The sequence below is a fragment of the Vibrio sp. TRT 2004 genome (genome assembly GCF_050113735.1).
In the GTDB taxonomy this organism is placed as follows: Bacteria; Pseudomonadota; Gammaproteobacteria; order Enterobacterales; family Vibrionaceae; genus Vibrio.
Map to the genome: position 1 here is coordinate 1 of NZ_JBNJOH010000156.1, position 600 is coordinate 600.

Annotated in this window: 1 protein-coding gene and 1 pseudogene; both read left to right on the plus strand. The window is 44.5% G+C overall.

Features of this window, described 5'->3' with window-relative positions:
- On the plus strand, positions 1-275 hold a 275-nt coding region (locus ACQEXR_RS20385), incomplete at its 5' end, for a hypothetical protein (RefSeq protein ID WP_427021061.1).
- Positions 272-600, plus strand: a pseudogene (locus ACQEXR_RS20390) (hypothetical protein); the annotation flags it as partial. The gene ACQEXR_RS20385 and the pseudogene ACQEXR_RS20390, both read left to right, overlap by 4 nt.

Sequence of the window (600 nt, forward strand, 5' to 3'; positions counted from 1 at the left end):
ACAGTCGAGAAAACCGCTGGCAAACCAATCAGCTTAACGGCAAGATCACTCTGCTTAATGACACCACTGCCGCGCTGCGCTTTGAGGTCGATGAAACAGAACTGGAAACAGACTATCGTTTTTATCAACTGGCGCTCGCTTATCATAACCCCGCTGGTTATCCTGTCACACTAAAGTATCCGAAAATCACCATCAGTGATGACAAACAGTGGTTTGAGTTCTGGCGCAGCAGTACTGAGTTGGAGTCTTTTGAAATCGAGAAAACTAAATCATGAGTGAGATTAGACAAGTTGGCCCCAACCATTGGGTTGGGCCAGAGGACTTTGGCTTTACCCCCAACTTCCATATTACCCAACACGGCGTGGAACATTACCCTAATGGTCATTTAATGCAACAAGAGCCATTAAACCCGGGCAATAAAAAAATTTCCTTCATATACGAAAACAAAGAAGGTGAAGATATGGGGGAGTTTTTTGAACTGTTTTCAGCAGGAGGTCATGAAGGATTTATTGATATGCGTGTGCAGTCTGTCCATGGTAGAGGCGAGTTTATGGGGCTGGTGTTTCTTTTTACCCTGATATGGATCGGGTTAAAAGGTTG